Annotated in this window: 22 protein-coding genes and 1 pseudogene; 9 read left to right on the top strand and 14 right to left on the bottom strand. The window is 56.6% G+C overall.

The annotated features are described in order from the left end of the window. Positions 1 to 184: 184 nt before the first annotated feature. The 11 genes from A6F49_RS16605 to A6F49_RS16655 all read right to left on the bottom strand — a co-directional run bounded on the left by A6F49_RS16605 (position 185) and on the right by A6F49_RS16655 (position 12,178). Positions 185 to 643, bottom strand: coding sequence for a hypothetical protein (locus tag A6F49_RS16605; RefSeq protein ID WP_150119568.1), 459 nt, complete (start codon positions 641 to 643; stop codon positions 185 to 187). A gap of 330 nt (positions 644 to 973) precedes the next feature. Further along, on the bottom strand, positions 974 to 1,603 hold the full coding sequence (locus A6F49_RS16610) for a hypothetical protein (RefSeq protein ID WP_150119569.1): 630 nt from the start codon (positions 1,601 to 1,603) through the stop codon (positions 974 to 976). A 617-nt stretch (positions 1,604 to 2,220) separates the two neighbouring features. Beyond that, a complete protein-coding gene (locus A6F49_RS16615) occupies positions 2,221 to 3,717 on the bottom strand; it encodes an aldehyde dehydrogenase family protein (RefSeq protein WP_043055797.1) in 1,497 nt (498 codons plus the stop codon). Continuing rightward, on the bottom strand, positions 3,714 to 4,406 hold the full coding sequence (locus tag A6F49_RS16620) for an HD domain-containing protein (protein WP_043055798.1): 693 nt from the start codon (positions 4,404 to 4,406) through the stop codon (positions 3,714 to 3,716). The genes A6F49_RS16615 and A6F49_RS16620 overlap by 4 nt, the downstream gene beginning before the upstream one ends. A 46-nt stretch (positions 4,407 to 4,452) precedes the next feature. Continuing rightward, positions 4,453 to 5,772, bottom strand: coding sequence for an NAD(P)/FAD-dependent oxidoreductase (locus tag A6F49_RS16625; RefSeq protein ID WP_235605047.1), 1,320 nt, complete (start codon positions 5,770 to 5,772; stop codon positions 4,453 to 4,455). Positions 5,773 to 5,775: 3 nt separating this feature from the next. Continuing rightward, on the bottom strand, positions 5,776 to 6,096 hold the full coding sequence (locus A6F49_RS16630) for a 2Fe-2S iron-sulfur cluster-binding protein (RefSeq protein WP_043055799.1): 321 nt from the start codon (positions 6,094 to 6,096) through the stop codon (positions 5,776 to 5,778). Positions 6,097 to 6,149: 53 nt separating this feature from the next. Then, a complete protein-coding gene (locus A6F49_RS16635; protein WP_043055800.1) occupies positions 6,150 to 6,941 on the bottom strand; it encodes an SDR family NAD(P)-dependent oxidoreductase in 792 nt (263 codons plus the stop codon). Positions 6,942 to 6,967: 26 nt separating this feature from the next. Then, positions 6,968 to 8,830, bottom strand: a complete 1,863-nt coding sequence (locus A6F49_RS16640; protein ID WP_043055801.1) for a PEP-utilizing enzyme — start codon at positions 8,828 to 8,830, stop codon at positions 6,968 to 6,970. Between the two features lie 21 nt (positions 8,831 to 8,851). Continuing rightward, positions 8,852 to 9,937, bottom strand: a complete 1,086-nt coding sequence (locus A6F49_RS16645) for a PEP/pyruvate-binding domain-containing protein (RefSeq protein ID WP_043055802.1) — start codon at positions 9,935 to 9,937, stop codon at positions 8,852 to 8,854. Then, on the bottom strand, positions 9,934 to 11,223 hold the full coding sequence (locus A6F49_RS16650) for a cytochrome P450 (protein ID WP_043055803.1): 1,290 nt from the start codon (positions 11,221 to 11,223) through the stop codon (positions 9,934 to 9,936). Before A6F49_RS16650 ends, A6F49_RS16645 begins: the two co-directional genes overlap by 4 nt. A gap of 148 nt (positions 11,224 to 11,371) precedes the next feature. Continuing rightward, positions 11,372 to 12,178 (bottom strand): IclR family transcriptional regulator, encoded by an 807-nt coding sequence (locus A6F49_RS16655; protein WP_043055804.1) that lies wholly within the window; start codon positions 12,176 to 12,178, stop codon positions 11,372 to 11,374. A 197-nt stretch (positions 12,179 to 12,375) separates the two neighbouring features. Between A6F49_RS16655 and A6F49_RS16660 the strand changes: the two genes are divergently transcribed. After that, positions 12,376 to 12,675, top strand: a complete 300-nt coding sequence (locus A6F49_RS16660) for a hypothetical protein (protein ID WP_150119570.1) — start codon at positions 12,376 to 12,378, stop codon at positions 12,673 to 12,675. A 207-nt stretch (positions 12,676 to 12,882) separates the two neighbouring features. Here A6F49_RS16660 and A6F49_RS16665 read toward each other — a convergent pair whose 3' ends face one another. Continuing rightward, positions 12,883 to 13,800 (bottom strand): PDDEXK nuclease domain-containing protein, encoded by a 918-nt coding sequence (locus A6F49_RS16665; protein ID WP_235605048.1) that lies wholly within the window; start codon positions 13,798 to 13,800, stop codon positions 12,883 to 12,885. A 199-nt stretch (positions 13,801 to 13,999) separates the two neighbouring features. Here A6F49_RS16665 and A6F49_RS16670 point away from each other — a divergent pair, with 199 nt between their 5' ends. Continuing rightward, a complete protein-coding gene (locus A6F49_RS16670; protein ID WP_082911883.1) occupies positions 14,000 to 15,493 on the top strand; it encodes an APC family permease in 1,494 nt (497 codons plus the stop codon). A 55-nt stretch (positions 15,494 to 15,548) separates the two neighbouring features. On the opposite strand, the pseudogene A6F49_RS18555 reads toward A6F49_RS16670, so the two are convergent. Together A6F49_RS18555 and A6F49_RS16680 are read right to left on the bottom strand one after the other, a co-directional pair. Next, positions 15,549 to 15,806, bottom strand: a pseudogene (locus A6F49_RS18555) (FAD-dependent monooxygenase); the annotation flags it as partial. 607 nt (positions 15,807 to 16,413) lie between these two features. Beyond that, positions 16,414 to 18,147: an FAD-binding protein gene (locus A6F49_RS16680; RefSeq protein ID WP_150119571.1), complete on the bottom strand. Its 1,734-nt coding sequence runs from the start codon at positions 18,145 to 18,147 to the stop codon at positions 16,414 to 16,416. 127 nt (positions 18,148 to 18,274) lie between these two features. Here A6F49_RS16680 and A6F49_RS16685 point away from each other — a divergent pair, with 127 nt between their 5' ends. The 7 genes from A6F49_RS16685 to A6F49_RS16715 all read left to right on the top strand — a co-directional run bounded on the left by A6F49_RS16685 (position 18,275) and on the right by A6F49_RS16715 (position 25,577). After that, positions 18,275 to 19,060, top strand: coding sequence for an IclR family transcriptional regulator (locus A6F49_RS16685; RefSeq protein ID WP_052499988.1), 786 nt, complete (start codon positions 18,275 to 18,277; stop codon positions 19,058 to 19,060). 115 nt (positions 19,061 to 19,175) lie between these two features. Then, positions 19,176 to 20,279, top strand: coding sequence for a Gfo/Idh/MocA family protein (locus A6F49_RS16690; RefSeq protein ID WP_043055836.1), 1,104 nt, complete (start codon positions 19,176 to 19,178; stop codon positions 20,277 to 20,279). Continuing rightward, a complete protein-coding gene (locus tag A6F49_RS16695; RefSeq protein ID WP_043055806.1) occupies positions 20,276 to 21,127 on the top strand; it encodes a sugar phosphate isomerase/epimerase family protein in 852 nt (283 codons plus the stop codon). Before A6F49_RS16690 ends, A6F49_RS16695 begins: the two co-directional genes overlap by 4 nt. 16 nt (positions 21,128 to 21,143) lie before the next feature. Beyond that, positions 21,144 to 21,986 (top strand): aldo/keto reductase, encoded by an 843-nt coding sequence (locus A6F49_RS16700; RefSeq protein WP_043055807.1) that lies wholly within the window; start codon positions 21,144 to 21,146, stop codon positions 21,984 to 21,986. A gap of 23 nt (positions 21,987 to 22,009) precedes the next feature. After that, complete coding sequence (locus A6F49_RS16705; RefSeq protein ID WP_235605049.1) at positions 22,010 to 23,818, top strand: FAD-dependent oxidoreductase; 1,809 nt, start codon at positions 22,010 to 22,012, stop codon at positions 23,816 to 23,818. Continuing rightward, complete coding sequence (locus A6F49_RS16710) at positions 23,815 to 24,558, top strand: SDR family NAD(P)-dependent oxidoreductase (RefSeq protein ID WP_043055808.1); 744 nt, start codon at positions 23,815 to 23,817, stop codon at positions 24,556 to 24,558. Before A6F49_RS16705 ends, A6F49_RS16710 begins: the two co-directional genes overlap by 4 nt. A gap of 125 nt (positions 24,559 to 24,683) precedes the next feature. Beyond that, complete coding sequence (locus A6F49_RS16715) at positions 24,684 to 25,577, top strand: LysR family transcriptional regulator (protein WP_043055809.1); 894 nt, start codon at positions 24,684 to 24,686, stop codon at positions 25,575 to 25,577. Positions 25,578 to 25,648: the final 71 nt, after the last annotated feature.

Here is a 25,648-nt window from a genome sequence, read left to right on the forward strand (position 1 = left end):
GGGCATGTCGAGGTCTTTCTTTAGATGTGTTGTTTGAGCACTTCCATCTTCGGAAGACCTCGACTTTTTTATGCCTTCAACACACCCCGGTCACCAAACCGATCTACACCCAAAATTCCGAAGAGCCATATAACCCCTTCATGGGTTATGAAAATGCTTGAATGCTGCTGGTCGAAATAGATGCTCAGATTTGAAATTTAGTAGCTGTTTTCAAAAGGGCTTGTTGAGCTAAAAATTCGATTAGAGGCAACTCGATCAATATTAAATCATCGTGGTGGGTGCCAGGGAGTAGACCAGATCCGGCACCCTTAGAATTAGTGCTCTTTGAATGAACAATCCCGCATCTAATTGCATAAATCCTTGCAGCAAGACGACGCAGGATGTCTTCTTCTCGCGAAACCTGAATTCTAACAGTCGAGAGCTCCGAGTTTTTGTCGCTCAGATGCTCTTCTAACTCATGGTCACGAATAAACCTTTTTACTTCGAGTTCACTTACAACTGATCTAAGGGTAGTGTAAAGTTGTTCCTCTTCGTTTTTAACGTTGTTGCTAACCGAGGAAGCTAACTCGGCGACGTTCAGTACGCTCTCTTCGTCATGAGGGTCAAATAAAGGGTTCCTAAGGAAACGAGTTAACTCAGCCACCGCAACTTGTTTGTCAAAATGAGGAAAGAAGTATTCTAGGACTTGGTAAAAAGACCAGTATCTAATCAAAGGCGAGCTGCTTCTAGCAGTCCCAGAGTTATATAAAGCTATAGCTTCATGGCGATACGAATTGTTCGGAAAGTTTAGCGGGCTTTTCTTACCGCTACGTTTAGCTCTTCTACCTTTTGGCATCTCACGAAGGAGCGCGGGTACTACTGGAAGCCCATGAGAAACATGTAAATCAAAATTCAGAGAATCCGTAATTCGTTCAATAAGTTGGTCAGCAGCATCTGTAGTTGCTATCGAAACATTACTAACACGAACTGAGACTTATCGGGAGGTATAGCTTCGATACCCTCGACGAATAAGAGCAATACCTTCGTCGGACATTGATCCAATTCTAATTGTCGCACCTGACTCTTTGTCAGTTAGAACCACTTCAGGAACCGAGGCCCAGTTCTCATCAACCTTGCTTGCATTCGGAACTCTGTGGAGTCCATACCGGAGCAGCGCACCGTGTCTTTCGTTGATAAGGACTTCAATAGTTCCTTCGACGGGGTTCCATACACCGTCGTACTTCCTGAGTGAGCGCCAGGATTGGAGCTCCATCTCAAGAATCGTTTCAATTGTGTTGTGGTCAACAACTACAGCTCTTTCTGACCTTCCAGCGGGTAACTTAAATACCAGACCACGGCTGATATCACCCGCTTCTGCGACAATTAGCTCCGGTTGATACCCAAGCTCCTGAAGTAGTGTAGACAGTGTTTGTAGCTGGTCCTGAAATTCTAATTTTTCAGTAGCCTTGTCGAATTGGTCAGAAACTTCTTCGGTGTCTAACACTGATTCAGATACGACTTCCGTAGGGGTGCTACTCGTGACTGCTAGCTCATCAATCTCGATTAAGTTTTGTGGCCTGGAATTGAGTGATGTTTCCGGGGTGCTGTCGAAAACTTCTACCAAAGCGAATAATCCCCACTATCGATGAAAATTTATACAGAAGACTCGTAAACAAAGACTCCTGATGCATTGTACAGATACAGAATCGATTCTGATCTATTAAAGGCGTATTCGTACGTAAAACTTATCCTAGGTATTAAAGACAGATATTTATGTACTCAGGTCGGGGGTCTGTGCGTTATGTGAATCTATATCATATTTCGGCGAGATAGCTTAGACGAGCAGCCCTTAAAAATGCTGTGTTAGTTAGAAGGAGGTTGTTGAATACTTGGCAATAGTTTGTGAATTTAATGTCGATGGAATCCTCTTTGCGTAAGATGTTCGATCTTCAGACTACGCGTGGCGGAGTCTGAAGATCTGATTCTAATCACAGACCTATCGCGTTGCAGCGAAACCGTGCTATCACTCCTTGCCAATGGGTAAGACGCCGTCGAGTGGGGCGGTGTTGCGCAAGTAAAAGGCTAGCTCACCATCGCCTCTCGCACTCAGTCGAGTTGTTCACCTTGACGAACCTCACACCAACGTTTCGGGTTGGTCATAAGTGCTTCGAGCGCCAGCGGGTCCTGTGCGATTTGAGCTACCAATCGATTTAAAAGCATATTCTTCTTCGAGTTGAGGCATTAGTCTCGGTGGATGGATTTATATGATAGGTACGCGGCCAAGCCTTCTGGGCCGTATTCGACGCCGAGGCCGGAGTCGTTGCGTCCGCCAAAGGGCGCGGCATGGTTCGAAGCGAAGAAGTTGATGCCAACGCTGCCGGTGTTCATTGCTTCAGCGACCTCGAGCGCTTCGTCTTGGTCGGAACCGAAGACGATACCGCCAAGACCGAATTCGGTGTTATTGGCAAGACGAATGGCGTCATCGAGGCCTTCATATTTCAGAACGGTGATGACCGGTCCGAAGATTTCTTCGCGTGCTACTCGCATGTCTGGAGTAACATCCGCCAGTACGGTTGGCTGGATAAACAGCCCCTCTGCTAGCTTGGCGTCCAGTTGTGCTGGTTGGCCTCCAGTGGTAAATCGTGCACCTTGTTGTTTCGCAGATTCCAGATGCTCCAGCACGGACTTGTATTGCGAATGATTGGCGGAGGGGCCGAATACCGTGCCCGGGTCCAAGGGGTCTCCTTGTGGTGCGGCTGCGATGGTTTCGGTGACCATGTCGACGACTTCGTCGTAGCGGGATGCTGGGGCGAGGATCCGGGTGGAGATGTAACAGGTTTGTCCGGTGTTGCGCATGCATGAGCGGATAAGTTTGGCGGACATGTCATCCAGGTTCGCGTCTTCCATGACGATGGCGCTGGATTTGCCCCCGAGTTCTAGGGTGACTGGGCGCAGGAGTTCACCGCAGGCGGCCGCGATGTGGCGGCCGACCGGGGTGGAGCCGGTGAAGGCGACTTTGGCGACTTTCGGGTGGCGAACCATGAGATCTCCCATGCGTCCGGGTCCGGTGACGTAGTTGACCACACCTGCAGGCACACCAGCCGCGGTGAGGGCATCGACAATGATGCGGAATGATAGTGGGGTAGGGGAGGCGGGTTTCATCACGACGGTGCACCCGGCCAGCAGAGCAGGTGCGAGTTTGGTGACCATCAGGTTGATCGGGAAGTTCCACGGAGCAATGAGTGCACAGACACCAATGGGATCCTTACGCACCAGTGATTCACCCTTGCCGTTAGGGAAGGGTCGTACGTCGTCGGCTTCAAGCTCTGGTGCCAGGGTCGCGAAGTAGCGGAAGATGCTGGCGGCATTGGATGCGGCACCGGATGTCTCGGCGACCGGGGAGCCATTTTCCAGGGTGTTGGTCAGTGAGAGTTCAGTGGCGCGTTTTTCGATCTCGTCGGCGATGCGCAGCATGATCGCGGCGCGCTCGGATGGGGTGGTCTTCGACCATGGACCGGTGGTGAAGGCTGCGTGTGCGGCTTCGACGGCTGCATTGACGTCTTTCTCATTGCCAACGGGTACCGAACCCCAGATGGTGTTGGTTGCCGGGTCGGTGACCTCGATGGTGTCTTGTCCCTGGCTTTCGCGCCATTCGCCGTCGATGAAATGCGTGGTGACGTGCCGGTAGGGAATCTCGATGGTATCGCGGGTGAGCTTTGATGTGGTTTGCGTGGTCATCGGAGCACCGCCGTTTTCAGTAGGTCTCGGGAGCGTTTCAGATCAGCATGGGCCATGGCGATGGCTGCTTCGGTGATCAGTTCCGGGATGATTTCCTCTTCGAGCCGGTCGGTGTAGTAGTCGGGGGTTTGGCCGAACCAACCGGAGGCCAGGGCGATCCCGACGCGGTCGAAGCGCCAGGATCTATCGGCGTCGCGCATCAGGGCGTCTTCGATGCTGTGGGCTTCTTGCCGGGTGTCATGGCCGTCGATGATGGCTGTGACCTTGGCGATGAACTCGTCGGAGTAACCCAGACCGGGCAGGACGCGTTTAGCGACCTCGCAGCCTTGGAGTTCGTGTTCAAAGCGGATGTCGGATTTTCGCCAGTCACCGCGGAAGCCTTCGGAGATGATGCGGTCTTCATCGACGTGGGCCCAGCCGGTGTCGTGCAGCAGAGTTGCCACAAGCACGAGTTCCCGGTCGGCCTGCGGGTAGGCGTCGCACAGGCGGCGGGCATAGGCCACGGAGAGTGGCAGGTGGAAGTCGTTGCCGCGGGCCCGGGTTTCGGCGATGACTTGCTGCCAGACGGCGTCGAATTCATCGGTGTCGGGGGTGGTATCAATGTGGCTGGTGTCGATGGGCCCGTCGGCGGGGATAGGTCGCTGGGCGTATTGCTCGGCGAATGCCGCAGTCAGTTCTTGAAGTGTCATGGTGGAAGTCTTTCTTCGCGGGTGTGTGCTGTCGCTGGTGGTGTGGTTAGGCGATCAGTGTTTTCAGCATGGTGGACACGTCGGCTGCACCGTTTGCGTCGATGTTCTTGCTCTTGGATAGGGCCTGTCTGACGGCCATGAAGTCCAGGGGTGCATTCGCGCAGTCGGCCGCGATGATTTGGCCGTCGCGATAGTAGAGGACGCTGAATTTGCCGTGTTCGGTGTCATGGCGGACCACGGTTTGGTCATAGCCGGTGGACAGGCCTGCGATTTGGAGTTTGATATCGCCCTGGTTGGACCAGAACCAAGGGATGCCCGCGTATTCTTCGGAGCGTCCCATCAGCGAGTAGGCGGCCACCTTGGCGTGTTCGATCGCGTTGTTGACCGACTCCAGCCGGATGCGCTCGTCGGCGGGGGAGCCCGGCACTGGGTTTGGCATATTCGCTACGTCCCCGGCCACGATGGTGGTGCCGTCGGAGGCGATAGCGTGCGCGTCAACCACGATGCCGTTGTCGACCTCAAGACCGAGGGTTTCTGCCAGCTGGGTGTTCGGGATGACCCCGATGCCGATCAGCACAATCTGAGCGCTGATTTCTTCGCCGTCGGTTAGCCTTACGGCTTTGACGTTGCCGTTGTCATCGGGCAGGATCTCATCGATCTGTGTTTCGAGTCGGACATCCAGGCCGCGCTCGCGGTGTGCTTTGAGGAAGTATTCGCTGGTTTGGTCACCGACTGCACGGCCGATGAGTTTCGGTCCGTGTTCTAAGACGGTGACGTTTTTACCCATTTCGTGCAGGGATGCTGCGGCTTCCAGACCGATGAACCCGCCACCGACCACGATCACGTCTGTGGCTTCGGGTACGAGTTCTTTAAGGTGCAGCGCGTCGTCGGCATTGCGCAGGTACACCACACCGGGCAGGGTGCCGCCTTGCACATCGAGGCGGCGGGGGCTCGCGCCCACGGTGAGGGCAAGCCGACGGTACGGGTAGGTTGCACCCGAGCGGCCGATGGCCACTCCGGCGCCGGGGTTATCGGCGTCGCGTTGGATATCTTCGATGCGCTCGTTTTTGACCAGCGTGACGTTGTGATCGACCCAGTAGTCGTTGGTCCGGAAGATCAGCGATTCGTTGCCGACTTTGCCCTGCAACCATTCCTTGGACAGGGCCGGGCGCTGGTAGGGCCGGTGGTCTTCATCGCCGAGCAGCGTGATGTGCTCGTCGAAGCCCAGCGCTCGCAGGGATCCAGCCAGCTGCACGCCCGACTGCGATGCGCCGATGATCAACAGGCCGGTGGCTTGTCCTGCCGCGGGGGCGTCGGCGCCGGCGTAAGAGGGCATGGTTGTCTGAGCTGTGGTTGCCGTCGTCATGGTTTACACCTGCGTTTCTGGGGTCGTGACATGCACCTCGGTGTCGGCACCGAGTTTGAGTTGGCATGACAGCCGGGAGTTGTCTTCGCGGTCTTCGGTGGTGCCGTAGAGCATTTCGTCTTCCATCTCCGACATGGGCGGAACCTTATCGGCGTCGGCTGGGTCGAGGAAGACGTGGCAGGTGGCACAAGACAGCGAGCCACCACATTCGGCGACAATGCCTTCCAACCCGTTGCGGACTGCGGTTTCCATGACCGAGTCGCCTTCATTGGCCTCAAGGGTGATGGTGGAACCTTCGTAATCGGTGAAATGTACTGTAGCCATGAGATGCTCCTTGAAAAAATCTGTGCCCACCCTGGTGGGTGGTGTTGGGTGTCTTAGATGAATTGGCGGCCACCGTCGACGACGATGGTCTGGCCGGTGACAAATGACGAGTCGGGACCGGCCAGGTACAGGGCCGCACCGACGATGTCCTCGGGCTGCGATGCGCGTTTGAGTGCCCCGCGTTGGACCCCGTAGGAGGCGGCGTCGTCCATGAGCCCGTAGCTGGCTTCGGTGAGCGTGAACCCGGGAGAGATCGTGTTGACATTGATCTCGCGGTGACCCAGTTCTTTAGCCAGCACGCGGCTCAGTCCGATGACGCCGGCTTTCGAGGCGACGTAGTGGGCCCACTGTTCCGAACCCGAGTACACGGTGGCACTGGCCAGGTTGATCACTCGGGACCCTGCCGTGAGGTACGGGCTGAACGCGCGGGTGACCATCCACGGACCCTTGAGGTTGACCGCCATGACCTTGTCCCATTCGTTAGGGTCAATGTCCTCGAAGGCACTGCGATTGATGGTCGCATAAATCGCTGCGTTATTGACCACCGCGTGCACGGTGGTGTCCAACGAGGTCGCAAACTCGTTGACCTGTTGTGCCAGCGCATCGGTCGAGGCAGCATCGGTGACATCAGCGGTGAAACCTTTGGCACAACCGCCGGCTTGGGTCACGGCCTGCACGGTTTCGGCAATGCCGTCGGCGTTGATGTCCACGGCGGCGACCGGGTAGCCCCGGCGGGCAAAACCCAGCGCAAAGGCTCGGCCCAGCCCACCGGCGGCACCGGTGATGACCACCGTGCCCAGACCATTGGTGGTTCGGTCTGCAGTGTTGTCCTGTGTTGCTACCACGGGTCTCCTTTTTCCAGCTCAGTTGGTTAGGCGGTGGCGTGGGAATGCGCGCCCGGTCCGGTGACGGCCGGTTCGTCGGTGACGATTTCCACGGTGCCCTTGCCACCATCCACGATCAGCCGGTCGCCGGTCTTGATGGTGGTCGAGGCGTTGCCGGTACCGGTCACGGCGGGCAGATCGTATTCGCGGCACACGATCGCCGCGTGGCTCATCATCCCGCCAATGTCAGTCACGGTGGCCTTGATCTTGCCGAAGATTGGACCCCAGCTCGGCGCGGTAATGGGTGCCACCAGGATCTCACCGGGCTGGATTTCGGACAGCTCATCGGCGTGCATGATCACCCGGGCGGTGCCTTCGACCTTGCCCGGCGAAGCCGCCATGCCCTTGAGCTGGCTTGCATCGCCGTCGTCACCTGCCAACCACTGGTTGACCTGCTCGGTCGTGATGCCCCACAGCATGCGGGTAAATGGTTCGGTGATCGACTCCGGCGGGGTGTTCAATGCGGGTGCCGGGCGGGCGGTCTTGAGCGCTTCAACGATCTTTTTACGGCGCGCAATTTCTTTGGGCCATTTCACCGCACCGATTGGCGCGTCGGCACCAACGCCGTGGTACATGACGACGTCGAAGAGCACATCGCGAATCTCATTGCGGTTCAGGTACAGCATGTCGTCGGCGGTGTCCCACAGACCCAGGCCGGCGAGCATGGTGCCCAGTTCGCGGACTTTGCGCCAGAACACGCCCATGGTCCAGTGTTCAATGTAGAAGTTGTGGTTTTCCACGTACGGGTAGGCGGTCACGGCCAGCTGGCGTTTGGCTTCAAATACCGCGGCGGATTCTTCATCCAGCAGGTCGCGGTATTCTTCGACGATGCGTTCCTTTTCGGCGATCAGGCGCTCGGTTGGGCGCATGATGTCCTGGCCGTCGTCCAGCCGGCGAATGTAATCGGCGATGTACCCCAGCGGAATATCGAAGTGTTCACTCCAGTATTTATCGTGGCCGTAGAACCCATTGCCCACGGTGAAGTTGAACCACGGATCCTGAGCGGCCTCCCACTGGGCCAGCCACTGGTCCCCGCCGTCCAGTGCGGCGATAGCTGCCAGGGTGGTATCGGCGTCGTCGGTGTTAGCGAATGCCGACTGCAGGTTGAGTTCGACGGCTAGCTTGGCGAGTTTCTTCAGCTCGTCATCGGGACGGAAGAGTTCCATATCGACACCCTGGACCATCGCGGCGATCGACTGGTCCGGGATATTCGGGAACACTTCTTTACAGAAGTTGAAGAAGTCGAGGTAGGCGATGTAGCCGAGGTTCAAAAACTCGAAGTGGTACTGCCAGTTTCGATAGGCCAGTTGGATGAGCTTGTCGTAGTTTTCCAACAGCCGTTCGGAGCCGTCCATGGCCTTGCCCGAGGTGATGTCCTCGAAGGGCACCTTTTCGGGCAGTGGCGAGAAGTCCAGGGCCTCAATCTGTGCGATGGTGTCTTTGACCTTGATGTGCCACTGTTCAAGCAGCTCATCCCAGTTGGCGAAGTAGTGGCCAACGCGGGCTTCGAAATCTTCGATGCGCGCCGGGATTTCCTCTTCGGGCACCGGGATGGGGGACATGTACAGGTAGCCCAGGTGCACCCGGAAGTCGATGCCCTTGGCGGTGGGGATCATCAGGTGCCGGGCGTTGTACTGGCCCAGGCACTTGACGGCGAATTCGCCACCGATGGTCTCAAACGGTTTGAATACCGTGGGCCAGTGCTGCGAGTCGCAGAACCAGAATTTTTCGTCTTCTTGGGCCTTGAGCTCATCCTGGAAGACCAAGTAGTACGGGTAGATGTCTTCCCAGCCTTCGGCGCCCTCGGGCACGGGCAGCTCAGATGGCTTTGGAAACGATTTCATAGTCATGTCGGTTGGCCTTTCGGGACTTTAAGACTTCAAGAATGAGGCGGTCATGGAGGAGATGGAGGAGCCCAGCCCCAGCGAGGCGGCAAAGCCACCGGATGCAGCAGATTTTGCGGCAGGTTTCTTGGCCGAGTGCACGGTTTCTGGCCGAGATTGCAGTAGCAGTACGTTTTCGCCGTCGGGCAGATCGGCGTCAATAGCCCATTCGATGTCCTGTGGTGTGCCGTAGTGTTTCTCAGCGCGTTTGGCCAGCTGTGCGACGGCGGTAAGTTGCGCGTCCGTCAGGCTGCGGATCTGGCGACGCGCGGCCTCGACTTCGCGCTCGATCAGCGCATTGGTCTTAGCATCGGGCACGAGCTCAACGTGCTTGTCGCCGATGTGTTCAAAGATGACGTCCAGGGTGACCTTATCGAGCTGGATATTATCCGGGGTCACGGTGCCCGAGACAACTGTTTCACCCATCCCGTAGGAGGCGTCAACAGTGATTTTGGAGCGATCCCCATTGGTCGGGTCCAGGGTCATGGCCACCCCGGCGACGTCGGCGTTGACCATTTTCTGCACGACAACGGCCATCGACAGGCCCTCATTCGGAATGTCGTTTTTCAACCGGTACAGGATGGCCCGGGAGGTAAACAGCGAGGCCCAGCACTGGCGCACGTGCTCGGTGACCGCCGAGTAGCCCGTCAGCCACAGGTAGGTATCCTGCTGGCCAGCAAACGAGGCATCGGGCAGGTCTTCTGCGGTGGCCGAGGAGCGCACCGCAACTGGGACGGTCTCATCAAACTGTGCCTGCAGCTGTTCGTAGGCGATCCGGGTGGCTTCGCGGATTGCTTCGGGTACCGGGCACTGCAGGATGAGGTCACGAATTTTGGCGCTGATTTGGTCGACGGCTGCGACGTTATCGGCATCCAACCCCGCCAGCAACTCATCCACTTGCTCGACCAACGTGGCGTTGAGGAACTGATCAAAGGCTGCGGTGGTGATCACGAATCCGGGTGGCACGGGCATGCCGGCCGCCGTCATGGTCACCAGCGAGGCGCCTTTGCCGCCGAGGGTTTCTAGCTTCGGTTCGGTGGCATCATCGAAGTGTTGAATAAATGCGTTCGTCATGCTGAGGCCTCATTCCAGGTCACGTGTACGTGGTGGGGGATTCGCATGGAGATGCTTTCGCGGAATGGAATCCCTTCCGGTTCGTTGAGTTCCAACGTGGGGATGGCGCTGGTGAGTTCTTCCAGGGCAATCTTGGTTTGGAGCTTGGCGAGCATATTGCCCAGGCAGTAGTGAATGCCGAAACCAAAGGACAAGTGCTCTCTGGCATTGGACCGGGCGATATCGAAAGTGTCGCCGTCTTCGAAGCGTTCTTCGTCGCGGTTTGCGGAGCCCATCAGCAAGAGGAGCTCGGCGCCTTCTGGAATTGGCACGCCGCCGATTTCGGTGTCTTTCAGGGCTTTGCGGCGCCACGCGACGATCGAGCCGGAATAGCGTAGGACTTCGTCGATGGCCTTGGAAATCTTCTTGGGATCCTCCACGATGGCATCCCATTGCTCGCGGTGATCCAGCAGCACGCGGACGGCGTTGGAAATCAACGTCGTCGTGGTTTCATGCCCTGCAAACAGCAGCGAATACAGCAGTGAGGCAATCTCGTGATCGTCGATTTCGGCGCCATTTTCCTGATCCCGCACCATATCTGCTGTCAGGTTGTCCCCGCCCTCGTCATGCGCTCGCTGGACGAGTTCACGGCACCGTGCCCAGTACTCGACAAGATTATGGGCGTGCGGGATTTGTTCCTCATCTGACAGGTTCGACCAGGTCATCGCGGCACGAGAGTCTGACCAGCGCTTATACTGATCCACGGTCTCAGGGTCGGTATCTTCACCAATCAGGGTGAGGATCGTGATGGTCGGCAGGCTGTAGGCAACGTCGGCCAAAATGTCGGCGTGTGGGGTATCTTTGGCCAGCATCCGCTCGATCGAGGCCCGAACATTATCGCGAATCATGGGCTCCAGCACCTTGAAGCGACGCGGGGTAAACGCCTTCTGAGCGACGGCGCGAATCCGGGTGTGTTCCGGTGGACGACGAGCGGACAGCCCCGAGTAGACGGTAAAACCGCCGTCTTTCATGATCTGAGTTGCCTGTGGTCCCCGTTTGGTCACCGGAGACTGGGCGTTTTCTGACGAGAACGTCTCCCAATCCTCAAAGACGGCTTTCACGTCGTCATAGGCGGAGACCACGTAGAGATTCGTGCGCTCATCGAACATGACCGGTTGTTCTTGTCGCAGCTTGGCGTAGGCGGGGAATGGATCATTTTGATTGAACGGCTCGTAGCCGTGGTGATCCGCCGGTGCGGCTGCGGCATGTGCGACGGGACATCCGCCGACTGACTGAGTGCGAGACATCGAACAATCTCCTTTGGCAGTAATGGTTGCAACTCACTGGTGTGAGGTACATTACGTCTACTGCCATACAGTGTGGCTCACCTCACTGCTAAAAGTCCCGTCGAGGCTTCCATCCAGTGGAAATGATCTGCGGGAGGTGGGGAGGTGGCTACCGCATTTCTTCCGATTCTTCGCCAATAAATGCGCCAAGGAGTGTTTCCAGTGGAATATGCGCCGTCGCTTCTTCAATCCGTTTCGAGGTGCCGTATAACACCGGGAGATGGCGAGACATTTCGGTTGCGGCGTCACTGGAAACTACCAAGCCGATGGCGCATCCGAGGCGACCCGTGTGATAGACCGGCACCGCGATGGAGCTTGCGCCGACGCGAACTTCGTCCAGGGTGATGCCATACCCGTTTTGGCGGATCGTTTCCAGTTCGGCCGCTAAGACGTTGGGATTGATTTTGGTGCGGGGAGTGAATGCTTCGAGGTCGCGCGTCAGATACGCTTCAGCAACCCACGGCTCGGAGAATGCCAGAATAACCTTCCCCACGGCGGTGGCATGTAGCGGTAATCTGCCACCTACCCGAGAAGCGCGAGGCACGCGCCGCGGACCATATACCCGATCAATATAGAGACTCGATGCGCCGTCACGAATGGCAAGCTGGCTGGTGTGACCGGTCAGTGAGTACATGTCTTGGACAAAGGGGCGTGCCGTGTCCCGGAGTTGGCGGCCGGTGTTCTGGGCGATACTCCACAGTTTGAGGCCCAACTGAATTTTTCCGTGTGGTCCCCGCGCGAGCATGCCCTCATCGATGAGCTCACCCACCAGACGGTAGGCGGTCGAAAGGGGCAGGTCGGCTTGATCGGCAATTTGTGTAAGGCTCATCGAGCCCCGCGAGTGTTCGAATGCCGACAGAATTGCTAAAACTTTTGACGTGACGCTGCGCCCGCGCTGCTTCGATCCACCCGCCATGTATCCCTCCCGCTAATGCTTCTGTAGTCAAGGGTAAGCTGCCGCAGTACGGTGACGAACGATTGCGTGGGGTGACCAGACCGCGTAGCGAACCAACCCCTCATGGCCTCATCCTTAACTGAGTTATCTACAGGCGCATCCCCGTCATCATGAGAGATGGAAAGATGGAAGGCATGTGGGACACAATGACAGGGCCTATGACCAGCGAATTTAATTTCGAGATGGCGCAAATGCTACGTGACTTTGGCGAAAACCTTGCGAAGCTCCACCAGCCACAGTGGCAGGCATCTTTCGAGGAGCTAGCGGATTCATTCGAGCGTGTAGAAACTCAACAGGATCGTAGCCGCCTTGCAAAGCAGGGATTGGCCTATTTTACCCGGCCACATGGTCTCAACGACTGGCTCAGAGCACTCGAAGGCATGCCTGACGCTGAGCTTTACTGCATACTGGAACTTAGTTGGGCGCTCACCCAGGAGCTGCTGAAGCGAAACCTGTGAAAAGCGGCTTGAGCTCTTCGCAGGCGGGCTCGTTGAGGAAATTAGGCGGTGAACGATCACGAGCCATCTATCTTTTTTGTGCTCGATAGTTAACCGGTGCTTTGTCTTTTAACTATCGGCTTCGGAAGCATCTTCGAACTCGGCGGCAAGCTCAGCTTCGAGCTCCTCGACTGTCGGGAGCCCACGAGCGAATTCTTCGGGCATTGATTATTCTAATTCGGTAGCCCATTCGGCCACTCCGATTGGGGATTGGAAGCCGCGTAAAGCATATTCAGCTACGATTTTATTTTTCGATTTGCACATGAGGAGGCCGATGGTTGGTTCGTCATCCGGTTGTGCCAAGAGATCATCAACGGCACTCATACACATGCCGAGCTGTCCGAGGTACCCTGGTTCAAACTTTCCGGTTTTTAGCTCAATAACGACGAATCGGCGCAATTTGAAGTTATAAAAGAGAAGGTCAGGAAAAACCTCGTCTCCTGAAATATCGAGCCGCATCTGACGTCCAACGAATGCAAAACCTCGTCCTAACTCAAGAAGAAACCGTTCTACATGTTCGATCAGCTGATTTTCCAGATCACGTTCAGTCGCGAGGTCAGCAAAGTTTAGAAAGTCGAAAATATACGGATCTTTGGTTGCCTCTTGTGAATGTTTAGAGTCACGAAGGGAAAGCGTGGATTTGAAGTTTGTGATTGCGCGGCCTGATCTTTCGAAGAGACGACTGTCGATCTGCGTAATCAAAGTCTTACGTGACCAGCCTTCTTCAACTGCTTTCTTTGCGTACCAGAGGCGGATCTCGCTGTCGTTGAGCTTGTCGAGGAGAACAATATTTTGACCCCATGGCAATTGTGCAACAGACTGTTGCACAATTGCTGGGTCGGGCCAGGCAGCAGCAAAAGTACGCATGTACTTGAGGTTCCGTGGTGAAAACCCACGAACATCCGGGAACCGTACGCGGAGATCGGACGCAAGACGGTCAATTACTTTCGTACCCCAGCCTTCTTGCAGCTGTTTGCCAAGAATATCGTGGCCGATTGCCCAGTATGTAACGATGAGCTCTTGATTGACAGCACGCTGTGCCCGGCGTGCTCCCGCAGAGATTCTTTCACTGACTGTTTGCAGCAATGCCGGATACCAGTCTGGTGTTTCAGACCGGGATGGAGTTTTGGCAAAACTAGTGACTTCGTCGTCGGCTTGATGCTCGCGAAGTTCAACTCGGTGAACATGGTCCTATGAGGCCAATCGACGTTCCGCGTAGACATTCCAATGTCTTTGGATATGTTATCTACTGACCTTAGTGACGAGAGCCACTAAGATATTGTCTATGAGCTCTCGCAAATCAAAGAAAGCGCGGTTATCGCAAAACGGCCAACCTGGTTCGTCCGATAACCAAGGCCTAGCGAAGGTTCTGGGCAACGTCGACATCCTATTCGTTGGTTTCGGAGCGATGATCGGTTTCGGATGGATTGTCCTGACGAGCGGGTGGATTCAGGACGCCGGAACACTCGGCGCGATGCTGGCTTTTGCCATCGGCGGCGTCATCATGATCTTCGTCGGCTTAGTGTACTCTGAGCTTGTTTCGGCCATGCCGCTGGCCGGCGGGGAGCACAATTATCTCCTGCGATCCATGGGACCTAAGATCGCGCTATTTGGTTCGTGGGCCATTACCGGTGGGTACATCTCCGTGGTGATGTTCGAAGCCGTTGTCATCCCAGAAACCCTCATGTATTGGTTCCCGAATTTGGAAACGATTCACTTATGGAGTTTCGCCGGATTTGATGTCTACCTTAGCTGGGCGCTCATCGGAACCGTCACGGCCGTCATCATAGGGTGGATCAATGTTCGTGGGATCCGCACTGCGTCATTAGTGCAGACCTTTATTGTGAGCTTCCTACTGGTCGTGGGCGTGCTGCTGATCGTAGGGGTGTTTGTTGGTGGTGAGCCGAGTAATACGCAGCCACTCTTTACCGGTGGTGCCTCTGGCATTGTTGCGGTGATGATCGCTGTTCCCTTCCTCTTTGTGGGGTTCGACGTCATCCCGCAGTCAGCAGAAGAAGCTAACATTCCTCCCCGTAAGATAGGCCAACTCGTCGTCTTCTCAGTCCTGATGGCCATTGTCTGGTACCTACTCATTATCCTCACCTCCTCCATGGCAATCCCAGCCGCTGACCTGCCAAACCACGAGCTGGTCACTGCCGATGCACTGGCAGTCTTGTTGGGCCACGAATTCTGGGGAACCGTGGTCATTGCCGGCGGCGTGGCAGGGATTCTCACCTCGTGGAACGCGTTCCTGATTGGCGCTTCTCGCCTGATGTTCTCTATGGCACGCGCCAGGATGATTCCGGCCCTCTTCGGCAAGCTGCATCCGAGGTACCGTACCCCAGCGAATGCCATCATCTTGATCAGTATCTTGGCCGCCTTGGCACCCTTCCTGGGATCAGGCATGGTCAACTGGATTGTCAACGCCGGCTCACCGGCCATCGTCATCGCCTATTTCTTGGTTTCCGTGGGCTTCCTGCTGCTCCGTCGTCATGATCCGAATATGCCACGGCCGTTCCGTGTTGGTGGGAAGAACAACACCGGCGGGGTTGTGATCGGTGTGTTGGCCGTGGGACTGACGCTAGGTATGTTCCTGATATATCTGCCGCTCACACCCTGGTCGACAGACCTTGGCTGGCCGGCATGGGTCATGTTCGCCATGTGGATGGCCCTTGGCATTTACTACATGTTGCGTCTACCTCGCGGCATTAAGGCTGGCCCGGATGCCGAAGATGAGCTCATTACAGCGGTTGAAGAAAGAAAAGCTGCAGCGTCTTAACAGCCGGGCCTCTGATTGAGCGGCACAAGTGTCGGTCAGATTCTGGAGTTTTGAAGTTCTGGGCTATCACCTTGCGCTCCTCGGCATAGGTTGAAAGTAAAGAGGCTAGTGCGCGGTCTTCAAGTACGACAGCAAGTTTCCAACCCAGGTTGAACCCGTCGTGGATCGACACGTTCATTCCTTGTCCGGCCTTGGTACAATGGGCCTGGCATGCGTCTCCCGTGATGAATGCTCGCGGGGTACGAATCTCTCTGCGTTCATCGGGTACATCGTCAAAACCATCGCTAATTCGATGGGCAACCTCATACACAGTGGAACGGTGTACTCCATTGCTTTTGCCGCATCGAACCCCCCATGTGCATTCGGTGCTGTTTGGGGCGACCAAACTTGACCACATTGATTCTGCGGTACGCGGTCTCTCGCTTGCAGTTCGCAAAGGCGACGAAATTCGCTCCAGTGCACGCGAGTTAGGAATTTCTGCGAATCAACCAGATCCGCCATTGGATGACACGTCCTGGGCGCCGGCAATCACAATCGCCTAGCAACAGCCCCTTACTTAATGGAAGCTGTCTTCTACATCCAAGCCTCGGTGAGCATGTTACTCACTGAGGCTTGGATATATACACCACCTGAGCCCACATGTACATTTGCTGGCTTCGGACTACTTTGGTCGATTTTTAAAGCTGATGATGGTTGGTAAATACATCAGTCGATTCAATGTTTCCAGATGTCATGGAGTGCGGGCAGCAATCACCGCCACGTGCATGCGTCCTGGCGATTTCTAGCCGTTATCGAGTGGATTGAGACATTACTCGCAGTTGAACCTTCTCAAAGATAGCGTTCATGCCGAAAGTCTCTCGCGGTATTGTCGTTGCGTGCTAGCTAGACCCGCTCTCGCGCAACGACTGTTCAACGAGGAATTAGCCGTGAGCAGCGTGTCGTGCGGCAACCCAACCAAAGGTCATAGCGGCACCTACTTGGGTGCCAGCTCCCGGGTATTCGGAGGCCATGACCGATTGCGCGTCGTTGCCGGCTGAATATAGACCTGGGATGGCAGCGCCGTCGTTATCAACGACCTGAGCGTGTTCATTGGTTGACATCCCAAAAACCGTGGTCAGGGGAGTGGGTACAACCGCGATCGCATAGTAGGGGGCTTTTTCAACCGGTCCGATATTCGGGTTTGGCCCGTGGTTTGGATCGCCCGCAGCAATACCGAACTCTAATTCGCCCTTATGGAAGTCCTCATCCACGCCGGTCTTGGCAAAGCCGTTGTAACGATCGACTGTCCGCCGGAGCCCCGTAGCGTCGACACCAATGTTTGCCGCGAGTTCTTCGAGGGTATTTCCGACGCGCAGGTAGCCGGTGTCGATGTATTTCTTCAGGGCTGCTTTTGGCAGGTGCGGCATGGTGATCATACCCAGGCCGTATTTCGCCAGTGTCCGCGAATCGACAACCAGCCAAGCTGGGATCGATTCTGTTGTTGCGTTTGCTTCATACATTGCGCGAACGAACCGGTGGTATGAGACCGATTCATCGACGAACCGTTCACCAGCGGCGTTGACGGCGATGACTCCTGGTTTACCGCGATCCCAGATGTGTGGGAAGACTGCAGTTGAACCGTCAGCGCGCGTGCCGATCGACGACGGGAACCACAGTGCGTTTTCGCCGTTGTCGTTGCCGATGCCTGCACCGATCTCGCGCGCCATTTTCATCGTGTCGCCCGTAGCGCCTTCGGCTGCTCGGGAGAACTGAGGGGTCGGGGATGGCAGGTACTGTTCGCGGAGCTCAGGCGATTGGGCGAATCCACCAGCTGCCAGCACGATGCCCTTATTCGCTTTAATGCGATGTTCTTTGCCGCGATGACCAACAACTGCACCGATGACCCGGCCGGTGTTGTCTTCGCGGATGAGTTGAGTGGTCTGAGCGTTGAGCCAAACATCTCCGCCACGTCGCAGCGTTTCATAGTACATGCGTGCTGTCAGGGCATTGCCCATTACTAAGCGCGTTCCACGAGGATTCGATACCCGGTCGACTGCCCAACGAGTACCGAGTTTCAATGCGGTGCCAACAGCTTTTGCGGTTGCGGCAGGTCTTTTCGAGAACAGCCCCAACAGTGTGCTCACTTCAGGACGACGAACCATCAGTTCCCCGCCCATCAGCGCGAACTCGGGAACTGGACGACGCACATTGCGGAATCGAACTTTGCCGAGTTTACGACCATCGAACGGTTCGGGTTCAAGTGCTCGACCGGTCTTGCCGGTTTCCGGAAGTTCAGAGTGGTAATCGACCACAGCTGGTGAGCGGAGGAAACGCACATCGAGACGCTCCATGTATTTGAGCATTTCTGGGCCGTTGTCTACATAGGACATGCGCAGTTTCTTGTCGGCTTTGTCTCCCACTACTGCATCAAGATAGCGCTCCACTTTTTCTCGACTGTCGTCGATACCATCTTGTTTCTGGAAATGGTTATTGGGTATCCAACACGTACCAGCCGAGTAGGCGGTCGTACCGCCGATGTAATCGGTCTTTTCCAGCGCCAGCACCTTGAGCCCTTCGGCCGTACCGGTGAGTGCGGCTGAGAGGCCGGCGGCTCCGGTACCTAATACGAGTAGGTCAACCTCGAGGTCCCATGCAGGGTCGGTGTGTTGGTTCATGGTGGAAGTACCTTAGAAATCGGAGAAGAAAACGTTGCTGTTTCTGATCATCAAGGCGTGGATCACGAATTCCAAGCAATATCCCATTGGATGGGAAGTGCGGTAGTGGGTCAGCTACCATGAAGCCATGGCAAATTCTCCTCGTGGGGAATCCGTGGTGTATCGGGTTTCGCGGATTCTTCGAGCCTTTGATGAAGATCATCAGGTCCTATCGGCGACCCAGGTCGCGCACCGTGCAGATCTGGCAATTTCGACCGCACATCGCATGGTGGGGTCGATGGTGAACGAGGGGCTCTTACTGCGCACGCCGGAAGGAAGGTATCGCCTCGGACTCATTCTGTGGGAATTGGCCCACCGCTCCACGGTATACGAGAGTTTTTCCGCTGCGGCTCGCCCATTCCTAGAGGGCGTCCACCAGACCCTTAGGAAAACGGTTTCCCTGGCTATTTTGGACCCGGCTGATGTGTCGATTATTTATTTGGAACGTCTGGCCACCGGTCATGACGATACCGATGTTTCCTCACTCGCCGGACGCCTACCAGTCCTCTCAACGGCTCCGGGGCAAGTGATGCTGGCTTTCGCTCCGCAGAACGTACAGGACCAGTACATAGATCAAGCCGATCAAGATCCCGGCGTCACGGCACAACGATTGAACCGGCAGGATCTCGTTGACCGATTAGCTCAAGTAAAACGTGACGGGTGGGCGCATGTGGCAGAGGTGCTCAGTGCCGGTTCCTCAGGCACAGCCGCGCCCATCTTCGGGCGCAGACAACGCGTCATTGGCGCGATCTCGATCGTCCGTCCGGTAGAAGAGATCAATCTCAACGTGCAACTCCCCGTGCTCCTCGCTGCTGCCAAGGGCCTGAGTCAGTTGATGGCACAGCAGCCAGAGCACTATCAAGACTTTGCCTAAGGCGGTTGAGCTACTCAAAGTTCCCATTCAGTGAGAAGTGGCGCGCCTTGCAGGATAATTGCTGCAAGAATCGCAACGACTGACCAACCACGGAACAAAGGATGCGGCACTATACATGTCCGAGTCATCGCCTGGCACCACGTTGAAGGTTGCCATCATCGGCACCGGCGCCATTTTTCGCAACCACCTAGAGGCCTACCGCGCCCTAGGAAACGTTGAAATTGTCGCAGTCTGCGACGTCAACAAAGAACTTGCGGTGCGCACTGCACAAGAGCACTGTATTCCGCGAGCTTTCGGTAGCGTGGCCGAGCTGTTGTCCGCGGCTAATGACACCACGGACCTTGGTCGTATCGATGTGGTCTCGGTCTGCACACCCCACCCGACCCACGAAGCCGTCGTGACGGAGGTTGCCGAAGCCGGAGTACATGTTCTCTGTGAAAAACCACTGGCGATCTCCTTGGAGTCATCGCAACGAATGGTCGATGTATGTCGCCGTAATGAGGTGAAACTCGGCGTCCTATTCCAGCGCCGCTTCTGGCCTGCAGCACAACGCATTAAAGCTCTCATCGACGACGGCACGATTGGTCAACCCATTTTGGGACACGTTTCGGTGATGCTGCACCGCGACCCGAGTTACTATTCAGCGACCCCGTGGCGCGGCTCGTGGGACACCGACGGTGGGGGAGTGCTCATGACACAGGGCATCCACTACATTGATTTACTGCTGTGGTTGATGGGCGACGTCGTCGAGGTGCACGGCCACATCAATACCTTCGTTCACCAGGCACACATGGAAACCGAGGATTCCGCGACGGCGACCCTGAGGTTCGCATCCGGTGCAATGGCAACGGTTCAGGCTTCTACCGCGGTGACGCCCGGTCTTGGCGTGCAAATCCGGATCACCGGTACTACCGGAGCCAGCGTGCAGCTGACAGAATTTCCCGAAGGCACCGAGGGGCGCATCGACATGTTCGGTACCGGAACCACACTGGAAACCGAACCGACCTGGCCGGCCGACGCCAACCCGAATACCCCACTGTCTGAGATCAACGCAGCCCTGGTACCGTTTCACAAACTTCAGGTGGCCGATTTCGTCAACGCCGTCCTGACAGATACCGAACCTGCAGTAACGGGCGAAGAAGCAACGAAAGCACTGGGTGTGCTGCTAGCCATTTACGAATCATCCGAGACCGGAAAGCCGGTGAAGCTCTCACTATGACCACCCAACAAACTCGTCCACTAGGACTTGCGCAACTCTCCTCCCTGACGACTGAACCTCCCAAGCTCGTTGAGCTTGCCGCACAGGCCGGCTTTGACTTCGTTGGCATCAGGGTGCGCCCCGTGACCGCCCACGAAACGTCCTTCAACGTGCAGCCAGGCTCGCCCATGCTTGCTGAAACCCTGGCTCGATTGGCAGATACGGGATTGCAGGTCAAAGACACCGAATTCTTGCTGCTTGACGGTAGCGATCAACGTGAAGCCTGGTTGCAGATGTTCGAAGCAGGACAGGCCCTGGGTGCCGAATCGATGACGGTTGCGGTAGCCGATACTGATCGGTCGCGCGTGATCGACACTCTTGGGCAAATGACTGCCGATGGGAAGGCGTACGGGATCACCCCTGCGCTAGAGGCCATCAGTTATCAAGCCGTTAACAGCTACCCGCAGGCCCTAGACATTGCCGAACAGACCGGTGTCACCGTGCTGGTGGATACCCTGCATGCCGCACGATTCGGCGCGACTGCTGAGGATTTACGCGCTGCTGCACCTCGGGTGCCCATGATCCAAGTCTGTGATGCCGCAATTGCGCAGCCACCGAACCGCGAAGCCCTGGTTGAAGAGTCTCGCAGCGGACGATTCCCAGCCGGTGAAGGCGGCCAGGACCTAGCGGCGATGATAGCCGCCGTGGACGCTGGCCGAGGAACACACGAACCGCTGCTCCCGATCTCAGTTGAGGTGCCGAATACGGTGCTGCAAGATTCCATGAGCGCCCAGGATTGGGCCAACCGGCTCTACACCACCACGCGCGCACTGCTGAACAGCATTGAACCTACAGCGCAGCGTGCATAACGAAAGGGACGTCGTCATGCCGAACGTTAACACACTGACTCTTAGTGGCACCGGAGTGGCCGGGGTGCAGATCCCCCAGATTGGGTTGGGCACCTGGCCGCATACCGGGCAGGCCTCCACGGACATGGTTGCTATGGCGATCGCCAATGGGTATCGCCACATCGACACCGCCCAAAAGTATGGGAACGAAGATGCCGTGGGTAAAGCCGTGCGCGCATCATCGGTGGCCCGTGACGAACTGTTTATCACCACCAAGCTCATCAACCGATACTTCGGTGAGGTGGCAATCGTGCGCGAGGGCATCGAACACAGCCTGCAAGAAACCGGACTGGACTACATCGACCTGATGCTGATCCACTGGCCGAATCCACAGTTGGGCAATTATGTGCAAACCTGTGCATCCCTAGCGCAGCTGGTCGAGACCGGACTCATCCGGGCATGGGGCGTCTCGAATTTCAAACCCGCACACGTCCAAGCCGTGGCAGATGCTGGGTTGGCTATCCCGATCAATCAGATCCAAGTGGATCCGCTTTCCGGTCAACCTGATTATGTGGCAGCCAACGCGGCCCTTGACGTCGTCGTCGGGGCGTATTCGCCAACCGGTCGGGACGTGAACCTGTCCGAGTTTCCCGCGCTGGTTCAAGCAGCTGAACGCCACGGGAAAACGCCCCATCAAATCGTTTTGCGCTGGCACGTCCAACAGGGCCGCATCGCGGTGCCGCGGTCAGCTCATGCCGAGCGCCAGCGTGAAAATCTTGACGTGTTTGATTTTGAACTCTCCGATGCTGAAATCACCGCGATCAATGCGCTCGATAACGGCTCCCGTGCCCGGCTGGATGCCGACGAGTACGGTCACTAATTTCCTTGAAAGGCAAGACACTCTTGAATACCTCAACACCTGGTCTGTTCCACGTTGATGACCTACCCGCGCACCTGCCAACCGATGAGGTCGATGTCCTCGTCGTGGGAGGTGGGGCAGGCGGTTTCGCGGCCGCGACGACCGCCGCATATCACGGCCTGAACGTCATGCTGGCCGAGCAATCCGCAGCCTGTGGCGGGGCCACCTCTCGATCCGGTGGGTGGGCTTGGACACCGGGGACCTCCCTGGCAAAGGCCGAGGGCGTGGACGAGGAAGCTGAAACCTTCCGCACATACCTGCGCGGTGTACTGGGGGAGCTGTATACCGACTCGGCGTCCGAGATGATCGATGCGTTTCTTGAAGCCGTGCCGCACATGGTGGACTTCTTCCACTACAAGACCGCGCTGCAATTCGTCACGGGTGCCAAGATCAACGATATCTACGGCCACTTGCCCGGGGCGGGCACCGGTAACCGCTCGGTAGGGCCTCAACCCATTAATGCGCGCAAGCTGTCCAAGACTGCGCTGGAGAAACTCAATAACCAGTACTATCCGACATCCTTTTTAGGCATGGGGATTATGGCGGGGCCTGATCTGCAGAAGATCCTGGCTGCCTCGCAAATGTCTCTCAAGGGCTGGGTGTATTCGGCATCGCGCGTCATCCCGCACGTCTGGGATATGGCCACCCACCGCCGCAGCATGCACCTGGTCAACGGAACGGCGCTGATGGGAAGACTGATCCAGTCGGCTGAGGATCTCGGGGTGGATATTCGCGTCAAAACCGAAGTTCAGCACCTGATTGTCGACGACCAGGGGGACGTGGTTGGTGCTGTTGTGGGGACCGATGACGGCGGGCGCATCATTCGGACGAAACGCGGCGTGGTGTTGGCCACCGGTGGTTTTCCGGCGGATGTCGAGCGTCGTCGTCAGTATTTCCGCAATACGCCCACGGGCAATGAGCACTGGACCTTGGCTCCTGAGGAAGCCGATGGTTCGGGTGCTGATCTTGCCGAAGCCGTCGGCGGATACCTGGACACCGAGGTGTACTCGGCCGCAGCCTGGTGCCCGGTATCGCTGGTACCTTACCCCAACGGTAAGACCGGAGTCTTCCCGCACATCATGGACCGCGCGAAACCGGGCTCCATCGGTGTACGCAAGGACGGCAAACGCTTTGTCAACGAGGCTAACGGCTACTTCGACTATGTCGACGGCATGATGAACGCGACACCCGACGGTGAAGCCGTAGGATCCTGGCAGATCGCCGATTCAACGTTCGTCCGCAAATACCCATTGGGCTTTGCCAAACCGATCCCGGTCCCGCTGCTGCCATACATTCGTAGTGGTTACCTCATCAAAGCAAATACATTAGAAGAGCTTGCACACAAGACCGGCATTGATCCGGTGCAGCTGGCCAAGACTATCCGCGAATTCAATGACAACGCCCGCCGCGGGGAGGATCCAGCATTCCAGCGTGGTGAAAGCAATTTCAACCGCTACGGTGGAGACCCGGCCGTAGCACCGAACCCCAGCCTGGCGCCGATCGAAAAAGGACCGTTTTATGCCGTCCACATCCGCCCTGGCTCCTTTGGAACGTTTGCGGGACTTGCCGCCGATACCAAAGCACGGGTATTGAATCGTGACGGTGAACCCATTCGTGGTCTGTACACGGCCGGTAACGACATGGTGTCGATCATGCGCGGCAAGTACCCGTCCGGAGGAGTGAATATCGGTCCAGCGTTGACCTTTGGGTATATCGCAGGACGCGACCTAGCCGGGGTGACCGATTACGAGGTCACCACCCCGGGACTCCAAAACAAGGGAGTACAACGATGAGTGTTCAAGAATCATCTAACGACAGCGCGATCATCGATGCTGAGTACCCTGCCGGAGCCCTGGCCTTGATCACCGGCGGGGGTGGCGGACTTGGTGCAGCGTGTGCTGACCTCCTACGCCACCGCGGAGTGCAGGTATGTACCGTTGATCTAGCTCCTAAAGCAGATTATCAATGCGATATCAGCGACGAACAGCAGGTCGCGGACCTTCGGGCACGGTTGGTCGAGGATGGCAAGTCCGTCAACATCTTGATCAACTCCGCAGGATTGCAGGGTCCCGAGTCTGCGCTCGCAGACACGGACTATGATCAGTGGCAGCAGACCATGCGGGTAAATGTCGACGGAGTGTTCCTGATGTGCAAGCACTTCGTGCCTGACATGGTCGCCTCGGGCTGGGGTCGGATTATCAATCTGGCCAGCATTGCCGGCAAAGAAGGAAACGCTTTCCAGTCGGCTTATTCGACGTCTAAAGCTGCCGTTATTGGGTTGACGAAGTCTCTTGGAAAAGAACTTGCACAAGACGGCGTGTTAGTTAACGCGATCGCGCCGACCATTATCTCCACGCCGTTGAACCAACACATGGACCCGCGCACCCACGATCGTCTCATGGAACGCATTCCCATGGGACGCCCTGGGCACCCCGATGAAGCAGCGGAACTCGTGGCATGGTTGGCTTCGAAGCGCTGTAGTTTTTCTACCGGTGCGGTTTACGACCTCTCTGGAGGTCGGGCAACGTACTAATCGTAACCGGCGCATGTGCCGAACCCACGTCGCTGGAGTTCCTGCAGCCTGCGGGGCCTGATCTTCGGACTGGGCGCTGGCACTACACTCGCACTATGACGTAGGAATGAAGGGGCTGCAACGACATGGAAATTCGATGGTTGGAAGCGTTTATTGCTGTCGCTGAAGAGCTGCACTTTGGTAACGCCGCTATCCGTTTGCGCATGGCAAAGTCACCACTTAGCCAGGTGATTCGAAAGCTTGAGCATTCGCTTGGCACGGACTTATTTATCCGAAATACGCGGTCAGTCGAGCTCACGTCGGCTGGGCACGCGTTCTTGCCACACGCTCGAATGGTGCTTGAGGATCTTGAACTGGCGCAACAGTCGGTGAAAGTCCCCGACGGCGTCGTCTACGGTCATCTCACCCTGGGTTTTACCGGGGTGCTCAACCAACGGACGCTGCCGCGGTTTACGCGCGCGGTGCGAGACACTTATCCAGAGATTGAATTGTCACTGGTGGGCCGCGTCATGACACAAGATGCGATCGCACAATTAGACGCCGGAACGCTGGATTTGGCCTTCGTTGGGCTACCAACTGATTCGACTCGAACCGAAACGCAGCTGCTTCTTCGCGAACGGTATGGCATGGTCGTGCCGACTGAGCACCCACTGGCCGAGCAAGACGATGTTGAGCTATCGATGTTTGCCGAGGAACGTTTCATCACTCCGCCCATCGGGGTGGGCTCGGTGCTGTACGAAGATACGATCCGCGCTTGTACTAATGCCGGCTTTCATCCCATCATTTCCCAACAGATCACTGACCCGTACATGAGCATGATGTTGGTGGCGGCTGGAGTCGGCGTCGCCTACTTGCCAGAAGGCGTAGACCCAGTCGTCCCGCCCGGCACGGTGTTTGTTCCGCTAGAGGGTGAACCGGTGTACCTGAATCATGGGTTGGCCTGGTCAAAGTTGCGCAGTTCACCAGCCCGTGAAGCCTTCCTGGGACTGGTCGAAGATGTGTTAGCCGAAGGACTTTAAGATTGTGTATTTTTAGCACACAGTCTGGGACGAATAAAGTCGTGGACAATACCCAGTGCGGTCAGTCACAC

The organism is Enteractinococcus helveticum, assembly GCF_001657475.1.
In the GTDB taxonomy this organism is placed as follows: domain Bacteria; phylum Actinomycetota; class Actinomycetes; order Actinomycetales; family Micrococcaceae; genus Yaniella; species Yaniella helvetica.

Bases quoted from the DNA above. Each gene is read 5' to 3' on its own strand.
- A6F49_RS16615 (WP_043055797.1), bottom strand. From the start codon at position 3,717: ATGACCACGCAAACCACATCAAAGCTCACCCGCGATACCATCGAGATT.
- A6F49_RS16620 (WP_043055798.1), bottom strand. From the start codon at position 4,406: ATGACACTTCAAGAACTGACTGCGGCATTCGCCGAGCAATACGCCCAG.
- A6F49_RS16625 (WP_235605047.1), bottom strand. From the start codon at position 5,772: ATGACGACGGCAACCACAGCTCAGACAACCATGCCCTCTTACGCCGGC.
- A6F49_RS16630 (WP_043055799.1), bottom strand. From the start codon at position 6,096: ATGGCTACAGTACATTTCACCGATTACGAAGGTTCCACCATCACCCTT.
- A6F49_RS16640 (WP_043055801.1), bottom strand. From the start codon at position 8,830: ATGACTATGAAATCGTTTCCAAAGCCATCTGAGCTGCCCGTGCCCGAG.
- A6F49_RS16645 (WP_043055802.1), bottom strand. From the start codon at position 9,937: ATGACGAACGCATTTATTCAACACTTCGATGATGCCACCGAACCGAAG.
- A6F49_RS16650 (WP_043055803.1), bottom strand. From the start codon at position 11,223: ATGTCTCGCACTCAGTCAGTCGGCGGATGTCCCGTCGCACATGCCGCA.
- A6F49_RS16655 (WP_043055804.1), bottom strand. From the start codon at position 12,178: ATGGCGGGTGGATCGAAGCAGCGCGGGCGCAGCGTCACGTCAAAAGTT.
- A6F49_RS16660 (WP_150119570.1), top strand. From the start codon at position 12,376: ATGACCAGCGAATTTAATTTCGAGATGGCGCAAATGCTACGTGACTTT.
- A6F49_RS16670 (WP_082911883.1), top strand. From the start codon at position 14,000: ATGAGCTCTCGCAAATCAAAGAAAGCGCGGTTATCGCAAAACGGCCAA.
- A6F49_RS16680 (WP_150119571.1), bottom strand. From the start codon at position 18,147: ATGAACCAACACACCGACCCTGCATGGGACCTCGAGGTTGACCTACTC.
- A6F49_RS16685 (WP_052499988.1), top strand. From the start codon at position 18,275: ATGGCAAATTCTCCTCGTGGGGAATCCGTGGTGTATCGGGTTTCGCGG.
- A6F49_RS16690 (WP_043055836.1), top strand. From the start codon at position 19,176: ATGTCCGAGTCATCGCCTGGCACCACGTTGAAGGTTGCCATCATCGGC.
- A6F49_RS16695 (WP_043055806.1), top strand. From the start codon at position 20,276: ATGACCACCCAACAAACTCGTCCACTAGGACTTGCGCAACTCTCCTCC.
- A6F49_RS16700 (WP_043055807.1), top strand. From the start codon at position 21,144: ATGCCGAACGTTAACACACTGACTCTTAGTGGCACCGGAGTGGCCGGG.
- A6F49_RS16710 (WP_043055808.1), top strand. From the start codon at position 23,815: ATGAGTGTTCAAGAATCATCTAACGACAGCGCGATCATCGATGCTGAG.
- A6F49_RS16715 (WP_043055809.1), top strand. From the start codon at position 24,684: ATGGAAATTCGATGGTTGGAAGCGTTTATTGCTGTCGCTGAAGAGCTG.